The organism is Marinimicrobium sp. LS-A18 (assembly GCF_000463525.1).
In the GTDB taxonomy this organism is placed as follows: domain Bacteria; phylum Pseudomonadota; class Gammaproteobacteria; order Pseudomonadales; family Cellvibrionaceae; genus Marinimicrobium; species Marinimicrobium koreense.
Map to the genome: position 1 here is coordinate 606,251 of NZ_AWEP01000006.1, position 20,407 is coordinate 626,657.

Here is a 20,407-nt window from a genome sequence, read left to right on the forward strand (position 1 = left end):
GGGGCCGACACCAGTTAAAAGTCTCACATTATACCAGCTCCGCCCGGATATGATTCAACGCTCGTTCGCCTCCGCTTCGAGCGTCGACAGGGCCAGGCCGAACCGAAGGCAATCGGGCGCCAGTGCCCGCTCGGCATTCACGCCGCAGTGTTTCTGTTGAGTTTTGACGTCTTCCCTGTCGAGATTCTTGGAGAGTTGCTCGCGTTCCGCTGCATGAACCACTCGTTTGCGTCCTCCCAATCTTTCATATGAGACTCTTTTGAAATCAAACGGTATTGATGACCTCGTATCAGTAGAAAACTCTGAAAATGGTGTTTACCCCGAAAACCACAAAATGTCTTCAGGCGCCGAGCTGCTAATTAGGTTGGAATTAATAGCATTTTTGCTTATTTCAAAAGGGTATACCTAATAGGGTTAGGAACAGTCGTCGGCGAACGTCTCAAGAAAAAGCAAAAAATACAACAGTATGTGTCCATCTTAAGGTGCTACCTGCCCAGGAATTTTAAAGGGTATAAGAAAAAACAGATAAGCCCAGCCGATCAGATCGAAGGGTGGTGCGCAGATGAGCGTTGATTCATTGTGCACATCAATTTCGGTATCTCGATTTTGGTAGAGATGCAGTGCGTGAGCCTGAATGTCAATGCCTGTCTGTTTCTTAGAGCTACGCCCTCAAATGATCGCCAAGAAGTGTATCGACGATATTCAATGAGAAGTAGATGGATTCCACCTTATAAAAACAAAAAGGAAGAGTGCTTTGAAACGACTTCCGGGAACACTGCTAAAAATCCACTATATGCTCTAATAAGGAGTGAAAAATGCGTATTTCCCTCGAGTCAGCCGGACAATCATGGCTGCGTGTTCAAATTTTGGCAGCAGTATTGTTGTCAATGACTTTCCTGAGTTTGCCGAGCTTTGCGGCGCAAACTGCTGACAACAGTCGCCTGCACACATGGTGGCACGAAAACTACGAAGAGAATGACCAATTTCCTGTTGCGGATAATCAGGTTCGTCGATCGACGTTCTATGATGTCAAAGTCAGCACGGCGAGTGACCCGGGGTCTAAATTTGACTCATTCACATATATGAATATTCCGCGTAGTGGAAAAGGGAAGATCGGCTACGATGGCGAAACCGATGGTGCTGAGTTCGCTGATAGCGCCAATTTGACCATGAGTTGGAACAGTTTTCTTTACAGCGAAGACGTGTGGGTAGAGGTTTCGTTGCGTACGGGGCAAACCGTCGGTTCGGTGGATGAGGTCACCATTCGACCAGAGAACCTGAACTTTCAAAAAGAAATGGTCGATAGCAGCACCATTCGCATCCGTGTCCCATATTCTGACAAGGGCTATCGCTTTTCGGTGGAGTTCGATAATCAGCTTTATACCGCCTACAACGATATGAGTGACGACTCCGGAAATTTGACGGAATACGGAGGCGGAAATAATAGAGCCATTCACACCGAGCCGCGCAACGCTTTGATGATTTTCTCAGAGCCGGTTCTCACTGGTGGAGAGCAGGCTCGAACCGTTCCCAGTGATAGCGACGGAAGTATCCATTACCCGAATGAAGGTGAGGTCCGTAATCTCAATAATGTGGATGCGGATATCATCTATTTCCGCCCTGGAACCTACTATATGGGCTGGGATCATCATACAGTGTTCTCTGAAAGCAGTCCCGTAAAGTGGGTATACCTCGCTCCAGGAGCCTATGTCAAAGGCGCCTTCCGCTTCAAGAGCCCCTCGAGCGGCCTGTTCAAAGTGACTGGGTACGGTGTCCTGTCTGGCGAACAGTATATCTATGAGGCGGATACCAACAATGGGTACAATCACCTTGATCAGAACAGTTCGAACTGCCACGTCTCCTGCGTAAAAATGCTTCAGTTCGAATCCGGATCTGGTCAGCAGCACCTTGATCTCCAAGGCATCACTATCAATGAACCGCCGTATCACTCCTTTGTGGTTTACGGTCAGGAAGATCGTTTCACCATGCGCGTCAACAACTATAAGCAGGTTGGTAGCTGGGTCTGGCAAACCGACGGCATCGAGCTTTACGCCGGTAGTACCATGCACAACGCATTTTTTCACGCGAACGATGATGTCTTAAAGATGTACCACAGCGATGTGAGCGTCTATGACACTGTTATCTGGAAGGGTGAGAACGGGCCGGTAATTCAGTGGGGTTGGGACCACAGAAACCTGAACAATATTCTCGTGAAGAACACCGACGTAATTCACAGTCGGCTGTATTGGCGCGATGAGAAGACCAACTTTTGCATCATCAATGCCTCACCCCATTGGAACGGCGCGGGAAGCAATGGCGGGTATCGGGTCAGCGGCATGACGATAGAGGACATCAATGTAGAAGGCATGACCATGTGTGCCATTCGCATTTACTCGCTCGTCAGCATTGATTCCGAAGCAATCAGAATCAAAAATCTGCATATTGACCAATGGAACGATCTCGATTCCTCTGCTCACGTCAATCGGTTTGAGGCCATTGGAAACGTCAATATTGGCAATAACGCCTTGGTCATCGAAAACTTTACGGTGGGTGACGAGTACGTAACGACCGATAACGGCAATACCGGTGAGAATCAGCTGGGTCGATTCGGTTTCGAACTTGGCCAAGAGAAATGGCAGGCGTTCCAGACAGACGTTGCCTGTGCTCCGCAAGCGATCATTTTCCCGGCCATTCCAGACCAGGATCTCGGCAGTAGCGTTACGCTGGACGCCTACGCGGATTCCGGCTTACCGGTGAGTTATTCCGTTTTAGGTGCCGAAGCCGCTTTGGTGGATGGTTACACCGTGGATGTGGGTGGTACGAATGGAGAAGTGACTGTTACCGCTTCCCAGGCGGGTAGCGCGGGAGATCAGGGCTATTGCCCGGTAAGCGAGTCCCGCAGCTTCTATGTTGGCGAGCGTCCTCCGGAGCCTGCCTGGATCGGCGGTAGTTTTGGTGATTGGTCGCTCCAACCCATGAGCTATAACGCCACGAGTCAACAATTCGAGCATGTGGTCCAGCTGGAGGCTGGCGATTACCAGATGAAGTTCGCTGACACCGATGACTGGAGTGGCGACGACTGGGGTGATGGATACGGACTCGACAGTTCAGTAGAACTGACCACCGGAGAGCCGGACAGCAATAGTCACTTCTCTATCAGCCAAAGTGATGAATACACGATCAGTTTTGACCGCTCCAACCTGAGCTACAGCATCTCGAGCGGTGACCCGGGTGACCCTTGCGAAGCGCAGGTTATCAGCATGCCTTCGATCGCGGACCGGGACCTGAGCGTGGATGACAGCGTTTTTGATGTCGATGTTACGTCAGACTCCGGCCTTCCCGTCAGCCTGAGCATTGAAGGACCGGGGGCCGTGAGCGGTACAACGGTTGATCTGTCCGGTGCCAGCGGAACGGTTTCTCTCACCGCGAGCCAAGCGGGCGACAGCGAATACTGTGCCGCCACTCCCGTCACTCGCTCATTTGATGTCATGGGAACGGCTGGACACCAGAGTGCGATGTATATCGGTGCCAGCTTTAACAGCTGGACCCCCGAGAGTGAACCCATGGAGCTGAGTAATGGTGTTTGGATAGCCTCAGAGGTCCAAGTTCCCGCAGGCTCCCATCAGCTGAAGTTTGCCAACACCAGTGATTGGTCAGGCGAAGATTGGGGGGGTGCTGAAGGCCTGGTCGGTACCGCTGTGGAGACCACGGGCGGTGCGCCAAACATTAGCTTTTCCGTCCCTACGACGGGTAGCTATACCATCACTTTTGACGATGTCACGGCGACCTATTCCATAGAGCCTGCAGCTTGCGGCGATGATTGCAACACGACTGGTATAACGGCTGGACTTACCTATGTCATTACCGCCAAGCACTCAGGGAAAGCGCTTGACGTAGCCGGTGTCTCCAGCAATAACGGTGCGGCTATCCATCAGTGGGAATACATCGGTGGTGCCAACCAGCAGTGGCTGGTGGAGGCAGCAGGAGAGGGTACCTATAAGCTTCTGGCTATCCATAGCAGCAAGACCCTGGATATTACCGGAGGATCCGCAGCCGACGGCGCTGATGCGCATCAATGGGAGTCATTGCCCGTCGCCAGCCAGCGCTGGAGTCTGGAAGACGCGGGAGAGGGCTACTTCTACATCGTCAATAGCAACAGCGGTAAAGCACTCGCCGTCTCAGACGCCTCTATGGATAACGGCAGTGCTGTTCGCCAGTACCATATCGATGAGAGCGATCACTTCAAATGGAGTTTTGAGGAGCTTTGATTTGTAGCAGTCCAGACTTGATCTGACAGTTACCGGTTTTTCCGATGGTGTCTGTCAGATCAAGGTCAGTGTACGAACTTTTCCTTCCATACTCGTTTTCCGCCTTCCAGGCTTTTCATCAGTGCCCCGCTAGAACACATTCTAATCTGTTGAATTCCGGCAGCCGCTCCAGAGCGGTGTTCGTATATTCGGTTTGTGATCTGGATCGCAATTCAGAGCTGTTGGCCCATACCAAGAGGAAATCAGCAGTTAGCTGGTAATTAATATTTGGTCTACTCGGAGAGGATTGTTTGAAGACCGGATCTGCGTCTAAGTAATGTCGTTATCCAAAAACGACTCATTCATAAACATAACAGGAGAAACACCATATGCCTTTACAACATATAGGTTTCCATAAAACTATTGGATTTTCTGCAGTGACGGTAATGGCTGCAGCTGTATCTATGTTCTCCCAGCAAGCGCTGGCGCACGGTTATCTGGAGGGTGAGCGGGGTGATCTCTGCGTACAAGGGGTGAATCAAAGCTGCTCCAATGTCGATCCTGCTGACACAGAACATCCTGGCACCTTTCCGCAAGGCGGTCCACCGGATGGCCAAATTGCGAGTGCGACACGTCCGTACGATGTGCTTGATGAGCAATCGGAGGATCGTTGGTACAAGACGGGAATGTCCCCTGGGAAAAACGATTTTACCTGGAACATTCCCGCTCAGCATATCTCCGATAACTTTAGATATTACATCACCAAGCCCGGCTGGAATTCTAATGCACCCCTCTCGCGCAGCGCGTTCGAGTCCACTCCATTCTGCGAGATAGAGGATGAAGGCCTGCCCGGAAACCCAACGCACGAATGTAACGTGCCGGAGCGAAACGGTTATCACATTATCTTGGCCGTTTGGCAGGTTGCCTATACCGGAGCCGAGTTCTATTCCGTCCTGGATGTCAATATGGACGGAGAGCCTCAGGACCCGACTGACCCTGGCGATCCGACAGATCCAGGAACTGGTGGCGTGATTAACGGAGACTTTGAATCTGGCGATTTCAATGGCTGGAATGTGTATGGTGGTAACGCTGGCGTTGACTCCTACAATACGTATGAAGGCCAAGGAAAAGCCTATTTCTGGGGCGACTCCGGTTATGAGCAATCCCTGGATCAGACGGTTACCGGTCTAGAAGATGGCACCTATACCATTAGCGCTATGGTAAAGCAAAATACTGGTCGGGCGAATACCAGTCGTCTGGAAGTTTCCGGGTATGGCGGGGACGATGTTTACGCCAACATTCCCCATGGCGATAGCTACGTGGAAGTCAAAGCGACCGTTGATGTGGTTGGTGGCGCTGTGACGGTTGGCTTCTATCAAGAAGCGCCTGGAAACACCAACCTCCAGATCGATAATGTCAAAATCGTAGAAGGAGGTGACGACGGGGATGACGGTGTATGTATCCCGTAAAGCTATAGGTAGACAACATGCTCCCTGAAAAACTGTGAGCTGAAGACCCCCTGACAAGCCGATGAGTGCTCCTCAGGGGGTTTTTTTGTATGTGGCATTGTTGGGGAGTGCCCGCAGCGTGGGAGACCAGAAAATTATCATACAAGGGGGGGTGGATTCATCCTTTCTCAACGTCTTATAGTCATGTCGAACCCAATAATAGCAAGAATCTCGGTATCCGGTCAGTCCTCCCGCTCTGAATGGGCGGAGTCTAGGTCTTGGTGTAGAATGCCCGTGGCGGCCATGGCCGTCGTCCCATTCTTCTCCAGGCGGAGCCAGGTTGAATCAGTGAGTATCGGCACAGAAGAAAAAGACCAACGCATCCGGGAGGTGTACAGCCGCTATCGTGACGAGCTGTGCCACTATCTCGCCCGACACTACACGCTCGATCCTTCGGAAGCTGAAGATGTGGTGCAGGCGGTGTTTACCCGGGTGGCTGAGACGAACATCGTCTTGACCCTGGATAACCCCAGGGCGTTTTTGTACAAAATGGCGGCCAACACTTGCATTGATCTCAAGCGTCGGGACAAGGTCCGGGCCGCCTACCAGACCCAGGTGGTGGAAAGCGACGAGGAGCGGGAGCTCGATCATACCGATCCCGCCCGCGAAGCGGAGGCGGACCAGCAATTACGCTGCGTGACCGATGCCCTTCGGACGATGCCGGAGAAGCGTCGACGATTACTGCTGATGAACCGGCTGGATGGTTTGTCTTATGCGGAGATCGCCCGTCGGGAGAAACTGTCGGAAACGGTGGTCCGCAAACATGTTTTCAAGGCGCTGGCGGACTGCCAGAAAGCCTTGCAGAATCAACCCAAACACAACTGAAAGGGTGCAACGCGTGGGAAACCCAGAGGTTCAGGCTCGCGAATGGTTTATGCGGGTCCAGTCGGGAGAGCTCTCCGACCGGCAGCAGGAAGCGCTGGCGGACTGGCTGTGCGAGAGTCCCGAAAATCTAGCGGCCTATCAACACTGCGAGGCGGTGTGGGAGCAGCTGGGGCGCCTGGACACGGCGGAAGTGCCGGTTGAGCGAGCCGATCGGGTCGAAGGGTCTCTCTGGCAACGATTTCTCTTGGCCGCCAGCACCCGCCTCAATGGTGGCTTTTTTCCCGGCTGGAAAACATCCGGTTTCGCCCTGGCAAGCGTTACTGCCTTGGTGTTCGGTGTGCTGTTTTGGAATGGTCAACCGACGGGGCCCGATGCCCTGAAATTCGAGACCAGTATCGGGGAGGTCGCGACCTATCAACTGGATGATGGCAGCGAACTGACGTTGGGTGCTCGCTCCCGAGTACGGGTGGTCATGAGTGAGTCTGTTCGTCGCGTCGACATTCAGGCGGGGCGGGGGTACTTTGATGTGGTCACCGATCCGGAGCGGCCGTTTCACGTTTATGCTCACGACGCGAGGGTCGAAGTCGTCGGCACCCAGTTTGATGTACTGCGTACAGAACGGCGAGTCACCGTCAGCGTTCGGGAGGGTATTGTCGATGTGCTGGCAACCGATCCTGATCAGGTCGCGGCAGAACAACCGTCGGTCACTTTGCGCGCGGGAAATCGGGTTACCAAGGAGCGTCACGAAACGTTTTCGGCCATCGATACCCTGCCGGAAGAAGATATCAGCGCCTGGCGTCAGGGCCGTCTCGTCTACCATCGGGCATCTCTGAATGATGTGGTGGACGAACTCAACCGCTATTCGAGTGATCGTTTCACATTGGCCTCCCCGGACCTGGGAGGCATTGAGCTGACCGCTTCCTTTCAGATCGACCAACTCGATGCCCTGCCAGAGCTGCTCTCGAAAACCTTGCCGGTGCGTGTGCAGAAAGAGTCGGACGGGCATTACATTCTATTTTCTGCTAATGCTCCTTACGGCTCATGAGGGAGCAGTGAGCCGGGGGGTAGGAATTGGCCCTGCTGAGCGTCTCATTGAGGTGATCGGTACCAACCGTTGCCGATTGCATGGTTGAACCGGCGTTGTCCCGGAACTCTCCCCCTAAGTTTTGCCCCTGATTCTCTGAGTCAGGGGCTTTTTTTGTTTCAGGGGATTGGAATTCAGCCGTTGGTGCGTCTTATCCACAGCAGACAGACTTTGACTAAAAAGATAACAGCATGAGGGTTACTGACGTGCACACACCATCCGATCAGAACGTATCACGTAAATCATTAAAAACGCTGCTCTGGCCTATGCTGCTGGTCCTGCCTCTCGTCGCCTGCGGTGGAGCGGGTAGCGGCGGCGAGGAAAATGATCAAGACAATGGCGGCAATCCGCCGCCGACAATGGGGTCAGCGCCGGAAAACCGTTACGCGCCCCATGAGGTCGATCTTTACGCCTGGAGCCACAGCAATGCGGATGCCAACGAAGACAGCGCTGTTGCCGATGAACAAGTGCGGGCATCGACGCACTATCGGGCCCGGGTGGCGTTAACGTCTGAGGCGGATCAGTACACGGATTCGTTTGTGTACATGACCCTTCCCCGAAGTGGTCGAGCCAAAGAGGGGTACAGCCACGAAGATGGCGCCGAGTTTGCCGACAGCGCAAACCTGACCATGAGTTGGACCAGCTTCCTGTACAACGACGACACCTGGCTTGAGCTGGAACTGCTGAATGGCCAGACGATTGAATCGCTCGATCAGGTGACGATTCGGCCGACCACTCTGGACTTCGAACTGGAGTGGGTGGCCGAGGATCGTGTCCGTATCAAGGTCCCCTACCATGCCGATGGGCAACGTTTCTCCGTGGAATTTGAGCCGGATCTGGTGACCAGCTACAACAACCTCGAGGGTAACACCGGTACCCTGACCGAGGGACCTGATGGTGCCCGAGTGCATACCGAGCCACGCAATGCCATGTTGGTGTTTGCCGAGCCTACCTTGTCTGAAGCGCTACAGCGCGACTGGATTCCCGGTGATGAGGATGGGGAAATTTATTACCCCGAAGCCGGAGAGGTTGATAATCTGGATGCCGTCGACGCTGACATCATTTATTTCAAACCCGGTACTTACTATTTCCCCTGGAACTATCACGCCCGGCTTCCCGGCCGGGTTCGTTGGGTGTATCTCGCGCCCGGCGCCTATGTGAAAGGGGCGCTGGAGTTTGCCGGGTCTCGTGCGGAGTACAAGGTGACCGGCTACGGGGTTCTGTCGGGAGAAAAGTATGTGTATGAAGCCGACACCAATACGGCCGGAGGTCACGAGGCCTATACGCATCGCTCAGACTCGCAGAGTGACTGTCACGGAAGCTGCGTAAAAATGTTGCGGTTTTCTTCGGGCTCCAGTAATCAGACTCTGACCATTCAGGGCGTGACCATCAATGAACCACCGTATCACTCCTTTGTGATCTATGGGGACGCGGGCAGTTTCCAGACGCAGGTGTCCGGCTACAAGCAAATGGGTGCCTGGTATTGGCAGACCGACGGCATTGAGCTGTACGACAACGGTCGGCTCAGTAATAGCTTCTTCCACGCTAATGACGATGTGTTCAAGCTGTATCACAGTAATCTGTTGATTGATGATGTGGTGGTCTGGAAATCCGAAAACGGGCCTGTCTTTCAGTGGGGATGGGAGTCCAGACACATTGAGAATATCTATGTTCAGAACATCGATATTATTCACAATCGCCTCTACTGGAAAGATCAGAAACACAACACCTGCCTGATCAACTCCGCTCGGGCCTGGTGGGATGTGAATGCTGATAATACCGCTGACCCCGACGCTACCGTGGCCAATATCCATCTTGAAAACATTCGTTCTGAGGGAATGAACCTCTGCGCCATGCGCCTCTATGCCCAGTCCAACTGGGACAACATCCATATTGACGGGTTGGAAATCGAGGCCTGGAACGATCTGCCACTCAGCGCTCAGGAGAGTCAATTCGAGGCGCTCTGGAATGAGGCCCGCACCGAAACCGTTACCGTGGGTGAGGGTGACAACGGTCTGCGTTTGACCAACTACATTGTGGATCGTCAGCCCGTCACCCGAGCGGCGGACAACTGGCGTGCCGATCAGTTGGGTCGCCTGAATTTCAGTGCCGGTTTGTGGGATTCCTGGAGTGCCACGTCCGAGCGCGAGACCCAATGTACTGCACAGACCATTGATATGACGGTGGCCGAAACACTGGAGGCGGGCCAGAGCACCGAACTCATGGCCAGCGCCAGTTCCGGTTTGCCGGTCCGCTTTTATCTGCTCAATGGGGATGGCTCCGTTGACGGTACAACCCTGACCGCGGGACATCAATCCAATGCCCTGACCTTGGCTGCCGTGCAGGATGGTGATACGACCTTCTGTTCTAGCCGGGTTACGGCGGAACTCTCCGTCACTGGCGCCGAGGGCGTCGCGCCGGGCCCGCGCTGGATGGGGGCTTCCTGGGAGGGTTGGTCACCCGGCAACCTGCCGATGGAGTGGGACGGAGACTCCGAGTTTGTGGTTACGGTGACTCTGGATGCCGGAGATCACGCCTTCAAATTTACCGATACCGAAGACTGGTCGGGAGACGATTGGGCGGACAGTACCGGCCTGACCGGTACCGCCAAGCTGACCACCGGCGGGGGCCCGAACATCGATTTTACCCTCGAGACCGGGGGCGCTTACGAGATCCGGTTTGACCCCTACAGCCTGGATTACGCCATCACTCCGGTGGAGTGACCCGATCTGCATTTGGCCGCGCTCCGGATACGGGGCGCCGCTGCTTCCTGAACGCCCCATCTCATTGCTATGTCTGTTGGAGGACTCGTGTTAAAACCGCTTTTCGTTGTGGGCTGTGCCCTGTCCCTGTCAGCCTGCCTGACCCAGAACTCCCGGGATGAGCTCGATGAAACCGGCTCACCGGAGCGCTCAGCCGAGATTCAGTATCAACCCTATTCACGGGATCCGGAAGGGCGTGTTGAAACCGTCACTATCCAGTCGTCGGAGATGTCCTCGGGTGAGCGTCGGTTTACCCTCGAATCCAGTCAGTTCCAGCGCGACGATATGCCTCGTGAGCGTACCTTTGTAGAGTCCGCTGACGCCCTGCGTGTCGAAACCGGTAGTGTGCTGTTTGACGGTCTGTTTGCCATGGCGGTGGACGACCTGAAGCTGCTCAGTGTCGATGCCATTCGTGATGATCAGTACAACCAGGGTAACGAGATCGATTGCCAGTGCTTTCAGACCGGAGAAAAATGGCATTACGTCTGGACCCGGGATCTGGCGTATGCAGCGGATCTATCCCTGGCCGTTGTCGACCCGCAACGGACGGTCAATTCACTGCGGTTCAAAACCAGTGACTTCCGGCCAGAGGCCTCCGCACCGGATCACCTGCCAGAAGGCAGCCGGCAGATCATTCAGGACACCGGCTCCGGGGGCAGCTGGGCGGTCAGTACCGACCGGGTGTCCTGGGCGCTGGCGGCGGAGCGGGTCATGCATCAGCTGTCGGGTGAAGAGAGGGAGTCGTTTGAGCGCGATACCTTTGCCAGCTTGCGAGGAACCATTGAAGCCGACCGTCGCGTCGCCTTCGACCCGCAGGACGGCCTCTATGGCGGCGAACAGTCTTATCTGGACTGGCGCGTACAAACCTATGCGCCCTGGATCACCAACAACCTGAGCCGAATGGCTGAAAGCAAGGCGTTGTCGACCAACGTGATGCATTACCGGGCGATTCTGCTGGCGGCGTCCCTTTCGGAACAGCGTGGGGAGCCTGCCCTGGCCGATCGTTATCACCGGTGGGCGGCGGATCTGAAGCAGCGGATCAATGAGCGGTTCTGGCTGGAAACCGAAGGGCTGTATGCCAGCTTGACCGGACCCAATGAGGTGCCGGTGGTTACCCGTAAATACGACATGCTGGGCACCGCCTTGGCGATACTGTATGGCATCGCCGATGAGGAACAGGCGAAGGCTGCCATGAATCATTACCCGCACGCACCTTTCGGGGTTCCGGTGTACTACCCTCAGCAACCCGACCAACGGGTGTACCACAACCGGGGCATCTGGCCGTTCGTTACTGCCTATGCGCTCAAGGCCGGTGCGTCGGTAAACAACTACAAGGTCGTCGACAATGCGGTGAACTCCCTGATGCGGGGAGCGGCGCTCAACCTTTCCAATATGGAGAATCTGGAATGGCTGACGGCGAAGCCCTGGTATGACGACGGCCCTGTCATCAACTCCCGTCGCCAGCTGTGGTCGGTGGCCGGTTACCTCGCGATGGTAATGGAAACCGTCTTTGGCTATCGAGTGAATTCCGACGGGATAGAAATCGCTCCATTTCTGACGGTGGACACCCGACGTCGCCTGGGGGATCAGTCCTCCGCCTGGTTGCGCTCGGTGGACTATCGAGGCAAAGGAATTGCCATTGAATTGGTGTTGCCGGACAGCGCCGGTGGCGATGGCTATTTTCCGGTCGACAGCGTTCGACTCAATGGGGACACCATCGACGGCCGCATCACAGACGAAATGCTTGCAGAGAACAATCACATTCAGGTGCGTTTCGCGGCCCGGGTCACCAATGATAGCCGTCTGACCACCGTGCCGGCGGTGGATCCGCTCAGTCGCACAGAGCCCGCAGTGTTTTCACCCGCAGCGCCGACCATCACTTCCCTCGAGTCTGATGGACAGTCGCTGGTGGTGCGTTTCTCTGATGACGCCAATATCGGGACTGACGCATCGGTTAGTTACAACCTGTATCGCAATGACACACAAGTGGCGAGCGACCTGGACGAACTCCAGTGGACAGACCGTTCCGACCGGCTACTTGATCGCCGCCAGTGCTATGCCGTCGAAGCCGTCTATCGTCGGAGCGGCCATCGCTCCCATCTGTCTGAACCGGTGTGTCACAACGGCGCCGGCGCTCAGGACATCGCTATCAATGACGAGCGAATTACCTCCAACCTTCCCGTTACACCGTCCTCGGCGATGCTGGAGGCTCCGACGTTGAAAGAGTGGGGCCAAGAGGGAGACTCTCTGTCACTTGACGGGTGGGTCGTCGAACGTGATGGACGCTACGTGGTGCGTCTGCGCTACAACAACCGGCAACATACCATTGATTCCGGTGTCACCAACGCCATCAAGCAACTCGTCATTCGCGACGCCAACGGTGTGGAAGTGGCGCGACGCATTGTCCAGATGCCCAATGTGGAGGATCGCGACGACCGTCACCCTCTGCGCCGTTCAACGGAGGTGGAGGTATCGCTGAACCGGGGCGAATACCAGCTGCAATTGGAGGATTACTTCAATATGAGTTACCTGTCTTCCAATCGCACCTATGGCGCCAGCGGTGGCCAGGGTGGGCCAGTGAACCGTGCCAGCATTGCCGCCTTTGAACTGATCTATCTCGGTGAAGCGTCAGAGTAAAAAATTGATTTGGGGGGAGTGGTTTTTACCGGGTTGTGCGTCTCAATGGCAGCATCGGGAAAATCACTTCCCGTGCCTACCCCAGCTGTCTGCACTCCCATTGGGGGTGACCATCAGGCCCAATAATAAATCAGGAGAGGTAATTGTGACCGCAACCTACAATAACGCCCAGCGAGTGAATCCGGGCTTCAAATTGAAAGCACTCAGCGCCACACTCTTACTTGTCGCCGGCTCAACGGCTGTGCAGGCTCAGAGCACAAGCGGCGCCGAGCCCATGCTTGAAGAAATCGTTGTCAAGGGCATTCGCGCGAGTATGGAGTCCGCCTCCGAGCTCAAGCGCAACGCCGCCGTGGTGGTCGATGCCATCACCGCCGAGGACGTGGGCAAATTTCCCGACCCCAACGTGGCTGAAGCGCTGCAGCGTGTGACCGGTGTGCAGATCAGCCGGGACCGCGGTGGTGAAGGCCGCTGGGTGTCGATCCGCGGCTTGAGCAGCCAGTACAATATGACACTGTTGAACGGACGGACCCTGGCGACCGACAACGCGGGCCGCGATTTCAGTTTCGATGTGATGCCCTCGGAAGCCATTTCCGGTGCCGAAGTCTATAAAACCAGCATGGCCTCCCTGCCCGAGGGTAGCATTGGTGGCCTGGTCAATCTGACCACCGCCAAGCCCCTCGACAATCCTGGCTTGCGCGCCTCCGGGTCAGCGGGTGCCTTTTACGATGGCGCTACCGAGGACTGGACTGGCCAGTATTCCGGCGTTTTGAGCAACACCTTTCTGGATGACACCGTCGGTGCATCTGTCGGTATCTCCTATTACAAACGCAACTGGCGGGCAAACACCTTCGACAGCTTCACCTCGAGTACCGAGTTGGTTGATGCCAACAATGATGGCGTCAAGGAAGAGGCAGTCGATGGACGTGGTATTTTTCCGGGCATCATTTCCTATCAGACAAAGTTCGGTGAGCGCGAACGCCTTGGCTTCACCGGCGCTTTGCAGTTCCGCCCGAACGACAATTTTGAAACGACGCTGGATGGCTTTTACTCCAATTACAAAACACCGGAGTCGGCCTACTCTTTTAACGTCAACTTCTACAGTAACGACGGCTGGGATCGGTTCGAGAATTACGAGCTGGAACCTTACAATGGCGATGAGGTTGATCGTTGGTTGATCAGCTCGTTTGATCTGACCAATATCCCGCTGGAGATCGGCACCGACACCAAGGCCCGCGAAGCCGAGACCTACATGGTCGGCTGGAACTCCATCTGGAATGTTCGCGACGACCTGGAATTGACCTTCGACATCGCCTACTCGGAAGCCGATCGTCCCATCAACGGAACTGAGTACTACACGGTGGCCGGGTTAAACGGTGGCAATTTCAGCTTCGAGGCAACACCCGAGGTGCCGACCGTCACTTGCGTGCTGGACGATGGCCGGAATTGTCTGGATGTGACCAACGATGAAATCGGTTTGCACTTCATGGAGCCCAAGGGCGAAAGCGTCAACGATAAGGCGCTGTCGGTTCGCTTTGACGGTGACTACCGTCTGGAAAGCGTAGAGCTTATCGATTCCATCGAATTTGGTGTGACCTACTCCGGCCGGGAAAAAGACAAGGTGAACTGGCGTCCGGACAATGCGTGTGGTTACTGTGGCTTCGGCGATACGCTGGGAGAAGTGGGCATTGATGCCGTCGTCCCTTTCCCGGGTGAGTACGAATACGACAGTGGCTTCGACTCCTGGCCCGCACTGGACCCGATCCAGTTGTTCCAGGCGGCGAGACTGCATCGCGGTGACGAGTATTTCCGCTCCAACATTCTCGCCCAGCCGGAGCTGCGCTCCTCGGCTCTGATCGAAGAAGATGTCAGCGGTGGTTATATCCAGGCCAATTTCGAGGGTAACCGCTGGTCCGGTAATGTCGGTGGTCGCTGGGTGTATACCGAAACCCTGTCCATGGGGCACTCCCAGCAATTGCTGGAACTGCAGGAAATACCGAACAGTACCAACTGGAACGCGGAATTTACCGAGGTGGTGCCGGTCAGTGAATCGAACTCCTACGATAACTTCCTGCCTTCGGCCAACTTCACCTATGAGTTGAGCGAAGAGTATCTGGTGCGGGCATCCGCATCCCGCTCCATTACCCGTCCGACAATCTCCCAACTGGGACCGGACGTCAACTGGGAAGTGAACAGCCCTCCGCCCCGGGTCAACCGCAACGGCAACCCCGAACTTGAGCCTTTTGTTGCCGACTCGCTCGACCTGTCCCTGGAGTGGTATGGCGGTGGTGGCAGCTCGGCGGCCATTGCCCTGTTTTACAAGGATATCGGTGGCCTGATCACCAGCGAACAGTTTGGCGATGAATTTCAGGTGCGGGTGGTTGATGAAGACGGCAATGCTTCGGATGAAGCTCTGGACTTTGAAGTCACGGCACCGGTTAACGGTGATAGCGCCAAAGTGTTTGGCTCCGAACTGGCCTACCAGTACCTGTTTGATAACGGCTTTGGGGTCATGGCCAACTTTACCTGGGTGGACAGCGAAGCTGAGCTGACGGTGGACGGTGAGAAGATTGACACCGAGCTGAGCGGCGTGTCGGAGTACACCTATAACCTCGCCGGTATTTACGAGCGCGGTCCGGTCAGTAGTCGTCTGGCCTGGAGTTACCGGGATGAATTCACGGCCTGTAACACCTGTGCACCGGGTGGGCGTCCTACCACGACCAAGGAATTCGGTTCTCTGGACTTCAGCGCCAGCTATGAGATTACCGATAACCTCTCGGTCTATCTGGAAGGGCAGAACCTGTTGGAGGAGGATAACCACACCTACAGCCAGGATGTTCGCATAACCCAGAACTACGAGGCGTACAGTCGTCGCTTCGAGATCGGCGTTCGGGCGAGCTTCTAAAGTAGTTCGACCTGGTTGAACGACAATACCCGGCTTCCTGATTCAGGAGCCGGGTATTGTCGTTACCTCCTGTTCATGAGCTGAGCGGTCGGTCAATCGATCTGGCCACTGAATTGCGTTATAGTGAAACCCGAAAGAAACAATAATGACAGTCAATAAGACTTCAACGGTTCGGTTTCATGCTGCTGAAAAATTCACCCTTGCGTTGCGATGGATATCTCGCCGCCCTCCCGATGGTCCGGACAGGGCTCGGCATTCTATTGCTGTGGTGTTTTATTCTGCATCCGCTCGCATGGGCCGATGAGCCACACTATACCTTTTCAGTGTCTGCTCAGCCTCTGGACCAGGCGTTATTGGAGCTGTCCAGGCAGGCGCGCGTCAACATTCTGGGCTTGTCGCGAGCGCTGGAGGGGCTGCAATCCGCGCCGGTTGAGGGGAGCATGAATCTTGATCAGGCCCTTGACCGAATGTTGGCGGACGTTCCACTGTCCTACGAACTACTTGAATCGGGCTCGGTCATTATTCAGGCGCCCACCCCTGCACCCACGTCAGCCGAACCGGAAACACCGGTTATTGTGGAGGAGCGTCCGACCTACGATATTCTGGTAACCGGTATTCGACAGAGTCTTCGTACCTCTGCCGAGTTCAAGCGACTGGCGCCGGTGATTGTCGATACCATCACGGCGGAAGACGCCGGTAAATTTCCGGACCCCAATGTGGCCGAAGCCCTTCAACGTGTGACTGGCGTTCAGATCAGCCGTGATCGCGGCGGAGAGGGGCGCTGGGTGTCGGTTCGGGGCTTGAGCAGTCAGTACAATATGACCACACTCAATGGCCGTACGCTGGCGACCGACAACGCGGGACGGGATTTCAGTTTCGATGTCATGCCGTCGGAGACTATCGCCAGCGCCCGCGTGTACAAAACCGCCATGGCGTCGCTGCCCGAAGGAAGCATTGGCGGCTTGGTGGATCTGCAGACGACGCAGCCCCTGGATGATCCGGGATTTCGCGGACATGGGTCGGTCGGCGGCTTCTTCGATGGAGCCACTCATCGATGGACAGAGCAATACGCCGGTACCCTACAGAACAGCTTCCGGGACGACACGCTGGGAATCTCTATAGGCGGCTCTTACTACCAAAGGGACTGGGAAGCCGATACCTACGACAGCTTTGTCTCTGGAACCGAACCGGTGGACGCCAATGGCGATGGCGTTCGCGATGAAATGCAGGACGGTTTTGGAGTCTATCCGGGCATTATTTCCTTCCAGAAAAAGTTTGGACAGCGCGAGCGACTCGGGATCACTGGTGCTCTTCAGTATCAGCCGAACGATGACTTTGAGGTTCTACTGGATACGTTTTATTCCCATTATAAGACCCCCGAGTCGGCCTATTCGTACAACGTCAATTTCTACAGCAATGATGGTGCCCGTCGGTTTTCCGATGCCGTGCTCGAAACCTTTGACGGTGGTGGCCGGGATCGCTGGCTGATCACGGACTTTGCATTGAACGATATTCCGGTAGAGATCGGAAATGATACCAAGGCCCGGGAGGCGACAACGGCCATGGTGGGCTGGAATACCCGTTGGCGGACTAACGACAACCTGACGCTAACGCTTGACGTGGCATTCTCTGAAGCGGACCGACCGATCAATGGTACCGAGTACTACACCGTCGCTGGCGTCAAGGGTGGCAACTTCCGTTTTGAGGCCCAGGATCCCGTGCCTCGTGTGCGCTGCACCTTTGATACTGGCGAGCCCTGTCTGGACGTCGACAATGACTCAATCGCGCTGCACTTTCTGGAACCCAAGGGCGAGAATGTCAATGATCAGGCACTCTCCTCGCGATTGGAAGGACGGTGGGTGACGAACGAGTTGAACTACCTGGACGACCTACAATTCGGTTTGATCCACACCCAGAGACGTAAAGAGAAAGTGGATTGGCGTCCCTCAAATCCCTGCGCGTTTTGCGGGTTTGAGGACACCCTGGGGGAGGTCGCGGTAACGGCGACGGTGCCCTTCCCGGGGAATTATGGTTATGCGTCCGGGTTTGATCGGTGGCCGGCACTGAATCCCCTGGCCTTGTTTGAAGCGGCGAAAGCACACCGCGGCGATGCATTTTTTGAGCGAAACATTCTGGCGAAACCACGGCTTCGGGCCTCGTCGGTTATCAACGAGGATGTGAGTGGAGCCTTTGTTCAGTTCAATCTTTCGGGTGCCCATTGGTTTGCCAATCTTGGGGGGCGCTGGGTCACCACAGAGACCTTGTCTCAGGGCCACAGCCAGCAACTGCTTGAGCTGCGGGAAATTCCCGGCAGCACCAACTGGAATCCGGTTTTCAGCGATATCGTGCCAGTGACGGAAAGTCATCGGTACCGGAACTTTCTTCCTTCGCTCAATGTAAGCTACGAGTTTACCGAATCGTTATTGGGGCGCGTGGGGCTCTCCCGGAGTATGACGCGGCCCACGTTGTCCCAGCTGGGGCCGGATGTCATGTGGGAGGTCAACAGTCCGCCACCCCGGGTCGAACGCAACGGTAATCCCGGGCTCGAGCCCTTTGTTGCCGACTCGGCGGATCTGTCGTTGGAGTGGTACGGTCGGGGCGGAAGCTCGATGGCCGCCGCGTTATTCTACAAAGACATCCGCGGCTTGATCACCAGTGATGTGTTTGAAAGCGATTTCTCCGTTCAGGTCGTGGGTGTCGATGGGTCGGAAACTGAAGAGATTCTGACGTTCGATGTTTCGGCACCGGTAAACGGAACCGATGCCAGGGTACAGGGCGTGGAGCTTGCCTATCAGTATCTGTTTGATAATGGGTTTGGTGTGATGGCCAATATGACCTGGGTCAACAGTGATGCGACCTTGACGAGCGAAGAGGCCCAAAGTCACACTGAGCTGAGCGGTGTGTCCGAGTACACCTACAATTTGATCGGACTTTATGAGCGACGGGCATTCAGTGGCCGTCTTGCCTGGAATTATCGGGGTGAATTCATCGCCTGCAATACCTGCGGCCCAGGCGGTGTGCCCACGACAACCGCCGCGTTTGGCTCGCTGGATTTCAGCCTGAACTATGATTTAAGTAAGCGCCTGTCGCTATATGCGGAGGGGCAAAACCTGCTCCGGGAGGACAATCACACCTATAGCGTTGACCGCCGTCTCACCAACAGTTACGAAGCCTACAGTCGTCGCTTCGAGCTGGGTATTCGCTTCTCTTTCTGATCCTCTACTGAACCTTGCTTACAGTCCCTCGAACTCTTTGAGAAGGGGGGAGTGGAATGCCCGCCTCCATCCGTCTTATCAATGCAGAAAAGGCGATCCGGTGGTAGATGTCGCCCCTGGGTCGTTGTCACCCTGTATCCCATCTAATAACGAAAGAGAGCGACTATGAATCTTTATCACTTCTTGACTGCAAATACCGTGCGTACCTGGCTGCTCGCACTGACCCTGGGCGGACTTCCCATGATGATGACGGCCTGTGGAGGCGATACGCAGACCGGCCCCGATTTGCCACCTTTGCCGGAGCAAAACGATGACCAGACGCCCGGTAACGATGACTCGGACGATGATGACTCGGCGAATACCGATGTCGACCCGCTCTACATGGTAGGCAGCGCAACGCCCGGCGGTTGGTCCCTGGATAACAAAGAAGCGTTGCAACCGCAAAGCGATAATGAGGCGATTTACCAATGGCAGGGCGAGCTTGGGGCGGGTGAGATCAAGTTCGCCCATTACGAGGCGACGGACTTCTGTGGTGGTGCCTGGCTGCTGGCCAGCAGTGAAGCTGAAGCGGTCAGTCTCGATGGCAGTGGCAATGCCTATACATGGACAGAAGACTGTCCTGATGAGACAGGCGTGTCCGACTGGAAATGGACGGTGGAAACCGCCGGCGTCTACGAGATCCTGGTCAACACCGACGAAGAGCGTGTCTACTTCGCGTTGGAGGAAGCTGAACCCACGACCGAAGAGCCTGCCGATAACGGCATACACCTGTTTCTGGTAGGCGATGCCACTCCGGGTGGGTGGAGTCTGGGCGATGCAACCATGATGGATCGCGGAACGGACAACGCTGATCAGTACACGGTGACCCTGGAGCTGACCAGCGGAAGCTTCAAAATTGCCATGGCGGAATCGGCTCCAGAGCTGTCGTTTGATCCGGGACATGACTGGATTCACCCCAACACGGAGGGGCAGCCGCTGGTGGAAACGGCCTACTCCATTGTAACCGCGGGAGAAGGTGAAGATTACAAGTGGCAGGTGTCGGAAGATCAGGCAGGTACCTACGATATCGCAGTTGACCTGGACGCGGAAACCATCTTGATCGACCCACAATAAACGTTTCGTTTCGGTGTGCGGCGGGTGCGCTTCGCTTACCCGCCCTACGCGGGTTTATACCGCTGCGCTCGGCCGTAGGGCGGGTAAGCGAAGCGCACCCGCCGTTACCAACGG

General features: G+C 55.5%; 10 protein-coding genes. 9 read left to right on the forward strand and 1 reads right to left on the reverse strand.

Annotation, left to right across the window (positions count from 1 at the left end; all coding sequences use genetic code 11):
• Window positions 1–54: 54 nt before the first annotated feature.
• Window positions 55–222, reverse strand: a complete 168-nt coding sequence (locus N645_RS18205) for a hypothetical protein (protein ID WP_193744985.1) — start codon at window positions 220–222, stop codon at window positions 55–57.
• Window positions 223–815: 593 nt separating this feature from the next.
• Between N645_RS18205 and N645_RS17590 the strand changes: the two genes are divergently transcribed.
• The 9 genes from N645_RS17590 (at window position 816) to N645_RS0113950 (ending at window position 20,293) form a co-directional block, all read left to right on the forward strand.
• The gene (locus N645_RS17590; RefSeq protein WP_024462122.1) at window positions 816–4,268 is read left to right on the forward strand and encodes an RICIN domain-containing protein; all 3,453 of its coding nucleotides are present in this window, start codon (window positions 816–818) and stop codon (window positions 4,266–4,268) included.
• A gap of 368 nt (window positions 4,269–4,636) precedes the next feature.
• Window positions 4,637–5,716, forward strand: coding sequence for a lytic polysaccharide monooxygenase (locus N645_RS17595; protein WP_024462123.1), 1,080 nt, complete (start codon window positions 4,637–4,639; stop codon window positions 5,714–5,716).
• 327 nt (window positions 5,717–6,043) lie between these two features.
• Entirely contained in the window at window positions 6,044–6,580 is a 537-nt protein-coding gene (locus N645_RS0113920; protein WP_193744986.1) for an RNA polymerase sigma factor, read from the forward strand.
• A 13-nt stretch (window positions 6,581–6,593) separates the two neighbouring features.
• Window positions 6,594–7,625, forward strand: a complete 1,032-nt coding sequence (locus tag N645_RS0113925; RefSeq protein WP_193744987.1) for a FecR domain-containing protein — start codon at window positions 6,594–6,596, stop codon at window positions 7,623–7,625.
• 305 nt (window positions 7,626–7,930) lie between these two features.
• Window positions 7,931–10,387 (forward strand): family 49 glycosyl hydrolase, encoded by a 2,457-nt coding sequence (locus N645_RS17165; RefSeq protein ID WP_051174468.1) that lies wholly within the window; start codon window positions 7,931–7,933, stop codon window positions 10,385–10,387.
• 87 nt (window positions 10,388–10,474) lie between these two features.
• On the forward strand, window positions 10,475–13,063 hold the full coding sequence (locus tag N645_RS17170; protein WP_152521720.1) for a hypothetical protein: 2,589 nt from the start codon (window positions 10,475–10,477) through the stop codon (window positions 13,061–13,063).
• Between the two features lie 145 nt (window positions 13,064–13,208).
• A complete protein-coding gene (locus N645_RS0113940) occupies window positions 13,209–15,965 on the forward strand; it encodes a TonB-dependent receptor (protein WP_024462126.1) in 2,757 nt (918 codons plus the stop codon).
• Window positions 15,966–16,144: 179 nt separating this feature from the next.
• Window positions 16,145–19,180 (forward strand): TonB-dependent receptor, encoded by a 3,036-nt coding sequence (locus N645_RS0113945; RefSeq protein ID WP_081666167.1) that lies wholly within the window; start codon window positions 16,145–16,147, stop codon window positions 19,178–19,180.
• Window positions 19,181–19,345: 165 nt separating this feature from the next.
• Window positions 19,346–20,293, forward strand: coding sequence for a SusF/SusE family outer membrane protein (locus N645_RS0113950; RefSeq protein WP_024462128.1), 948 nt, complete (start codon window positions 19,346–19,348; stop codon window positions 20,291–20,293).
• Window positions 20,294–20,407 lie beyond the last annotated feature (114 nt).

Coding starts and splice junctions, on each gene's coding strand:
- N645_RS0113945 (WP_081666167.1), top strand. CDS start 16,145: ATGCTGCTGAAAAATTCACCCTTGCGTTGCGATGGATATCTCGCCGCC.
- N645_RS0113950 (WP_024462128.1), top strand. CDS start 19,346: ATGAATCTTTATCACTTCTTGACTGCAAATACCGTGCGTACCTGGCTG.
- N645_RS17595 (WP_024462123.1), top strand. CDS start 4,637: ATGCCTTTACAACATATAGGTTTCCATAAAACTATTGGATTTTCTGCA.
- N645_RS17165 (WP_051174468.1), top strand. CDS start 7,931: ATGCTGCTGGTCCTGCCTCTCGTCGCCTGCGGTGGAGCGGGTAGCGGC.
- N645_RS17590 (WP_024462122.1), top strand. CDS start 816: ATGCGTATTTCCCTCGAGTCAGCCGGACAATCATGGCTGCGTGTTCAA.